Genomic DNA, 3,588 nt, shown 5'->3' with positions numbered 1-3,588 from the left:
CTTGTGCGTAGCGCTATACTTCTTCAAGATTATAATTTAGTAATAAATAATTTAGCAGAATCTTAGCAATATGGAAAAAGTTAAAATAACAGATAAACAACCTAAACAACTAGCAGCAACTACTGGATTTTTAGACCAAGTAGCAATAGACAATGAAACTGTTTGTTTAAGTGGATGGGTTCTCTCTTTTGAGTCTGAACCTGTAACTAATTTTAAGGTTTTATTTGGCAATAAACAATTAACAGAATTTAGATTAACTCAAGGTCTTCCTAGTCCTGGAGTTAAAAAAGCGCATCCAAATATTTCTGCTGCTAATAATGCTCGGTTTATTATTAGATTGCCGATGAAGAAAGAGCAGCAACAAGAATTTAAAAATGCTCTGATTATTTTAATTCCTTTAGTAGAAAATCGTGAAGGAGAACCTCTGTTAAATGCGGTTAATCCTGCTTTATCTTCTTTAGTAAAAACACCAGTAGGAAATAATTTACAAACTACTACTCCGCAGGTAGAATTGATTTCTGTTCATGTGCCAAAAGCTGCTGGAACTGCTTTTAGACAGGTTTTATTACAGGTTTATGGAACTCAAGGAGTTCTGACGGATAAAACTAATATGTTTGAAGAGAATATGCCACCTACTATTCATTGGCAGACTAAAGTTATTGAGGGTCATTTTCGGGCGGGTAAGTATGACAAATTCTTTCCTAATGCTAAGAGAATTACATGGTTAAGAGAACCGATCCGGCGGTTAATTTCTGATTATTGTTTTCGTCATATATCTAATCCTAGGAAAGATCATCTTAATAAAGAAAGTTTGTTAAAGTTTGCTCAAGGTAACAGTAATTTGATGACTTATTGTCTGAATGGTAAGTCTCTGGATTATTTTTATTTTGTGGGAATTACGGAATATTTTGCTGAGGATTTACTGGAGCTGAAAAATATTTTTGGTTGGTCTGATTATGAGGTGATTTATCAAAATAGAAATCCCTATCCAGAGTATGTTGAGTTTCAAAAGGAAGTCTTATCAGATAGAAAATTAATGGATAAGTTAGCTGCTGCTAATAGTCAAGATATGGAACTTTATGCAGCAGCTTTAAAATTATCAGAAGGAAGAAGGAAGAAGGAAGAAAGAGGAAGTACAATTAATTTACCATTACTAGAAGGAAGAAGTAATAAGGAGGAAGGAAGAATTACAACTAATAATTTACCAGAAGAAAATATGGTTAATTTGGAGGAATATCTGGTGACGGGAAAAATAGAATTATTAAGAACATTAGGTTCTTTGGATAAGGCTGAATTTGATAATCAAGAATTACTACTTACAGGTTGGGTGGTTGCTCCTAATTCGGGGGAAGTAAAAGGTTTCAAATTAACTATTGCAAATACCAAAATAGAAAAGTTTGAAACTGCTTTAAATTTGCCTAGTCCAGATGTGAGAAAGTTGCATCCTAGTCTGAATAATTCTGGTCAATCTAGATTCCGGATTAAAGTACCTCTGAATCAAGAACAAATTTCACAATTCCAAAATGATCGAATTGCTTTAATTCCGATTTTTAAAGATGGTGAAGGTAAGGTTTTATTGAAAGAATTGGGTTATTCAAAACTAGGTACTTTTTCTGAATATCTCAAAATTGTAGAAGAGCCAAAGTTTATTGCACCAATTAAAACAATTACAACGTTAGGTTATTTCGAGAAAGTGACAATTTCTAATCGGAATTTAGTAATATCTGGTTGGGTAGGTTCTTACAATTTTGGTTCTGTAAAAGGATTTAAAATTTCTATAGGAGGTCAGGAAATAACTAAGTTTAAACATTCTCTTGGTATTTATAGTCCAGATATTAAGAAAGCTTTTCCTAAACTTGCTGGTGCAGAAAATGCTCGTTTCCAAGTAACTATTCCTGTTTCTGAATCTCAAATTTTAGAATTTCAGGATTGTGTTCTGAGCTTAACTCCTTTATTTAAAGATGCTAAAGGTAAGGCTATAGTTAAAGTGGTTAATTTTGTGGGGAAAACTAATAAAATTGTAGACTACAAAATTGTTGATTCTCATATTATTTTGTCTGATGAAACTTCTATACCTTTCCCACCTGAATTTTTAGTAGATCGGGTGCATGGAGAATCAGAAATAAACGGATTTTTAAACATAGGTTTAGGAATAAGTCGAGACTTAAAATTAGCTCTGAATAAAATTGGTAAAAAATTTAGCGATTTTGATTCTGTTTTAGATTTTGGCTGCGGTTGCGGACGGGTAATAATTTGGAATTATCTGTTAAGTAAGTCTACTGTTTTTGAAGGTATAGATGTAGATGCAGAGGCAATATATTGGTGTCAGGAAAATCTTAAGTTTGCCAAGTTTAGTGTTAATCAAGCTTTACCTCCTACGGAATATGAAGATAATAAATTTGACTTTGTTTATCTGATTTCAGTATTTAGTCATATCAATGAAGAAATGCAGTTACAATGGTTAAAAGAACTACGCAGAATTACAAAACCAGAAGGTATTGTGATGATTACAACTCGCGGTCCGAATATTTCTAGAGAAGCTTACGATTTAACAACTAAATTAGAAAAAGAAGGGTTACTATTTTTTACATCTCCGGATAGAAAGAAGGTTTTTCCTGACTGGTATCAAACTACTTATCAGACTGAGGATTATATCAGAAATAAATGGGTATCGGAATTTGAAATAATTGATTTTATTCCTGGTGGTATTCGAGCTAGTCAAGACATAGTTATACTGAAAAATAAAGAGAAGTTAGAACCTGTAGCAGGGATAGATACAAAGGAAAAAGAAATATTAGAAACTTTATTATTAGCTACAACTGGATATCTGGAATACATAGGATTGGCAGATAAAAAAGAACTGTCTATTAGAGGTTGGGTAGCTGCTGCTGGATCGGGTATTCTAGAAAATATGAAGGTTGTTCTTGGTGAAATAGAAATACAGAATTTTCAATTGAAAAAAGCGATTCCTAGTCCGCATGTGAAAAAGAATAACTCTCATTTAGATGCGGAAAATGCTAGGTTTGAGCTTTCTATACCTCTCACTTCAGAACAGCTAGAACAATGTCGTAATTCTAATATTAGTTTGACTCCTTTTTTCCAAAAAGGTAAAGGTACTGCTATTTCAAAACGGTTGGCTATTTCTATACCTCAAATAAAAACTGAAAAGGAAACTGTTGAAGTGTCAGATAAACAAGTTAAACCAGTAGAAGTATCTCCATCTCCTACCCTACCAAAATATGAAAAAGTTGCAGCACAAACTTCTACAGTTTCACAGCTACAATCTTCAGAATTTATGACAGAAATAATGGCAGATTTGGAGAAGTCGCAAGTAGAGATTCAAGAAATTAAAGCTGATTTAGAAAAGTTCAAATCTAAAAAGACAAATACTCCAGCTAAAAGTCTATTTTCTGTCGAACCAGATAAAAATTTGTCGGGGTTGGGAGAAGAAACTACTACGAAAAAAAAAATTCTAACTAACCAGATAGATGTAGATACTAATGTTTCTGGGTTTGGAGACCAAACCCCTACGGCAAAAAAAACTCCTATTAAACCAGTAGAAGGACTTAATAATTTTTCTGGTTTAGG

The 3,588-nt window shown here is 32.9% G+C and carries 1 protein-coding gene; it reads left to right on the top strand.

Translation table 11 applies throughout. The features are described from left to right. Positions 1-70: 70 nt before the first annotated feature. Positions 71-3,588, top strand: a 3,518-nt coding sequence (locus AFK68_RS05720) for a class I SAM-dependent methyltransferase (RefSeq protein ID WP_143437569.1), incomplete at its 3' end; no start/stop codon positions are given.

It is taken from the genome of Hydrocoleum sp. CS-953, assembly GCF_002260545.1.
Classification (GTDB): domain Bacteria; phylum Cyanobacteriota; class Cyanobacteriia; order Cyanobacteriales; family Microcoleaceae; genus Trichodesmium.
This window is presented reverse-complemented; position numbering and strand designations above follow the sequence as displayed.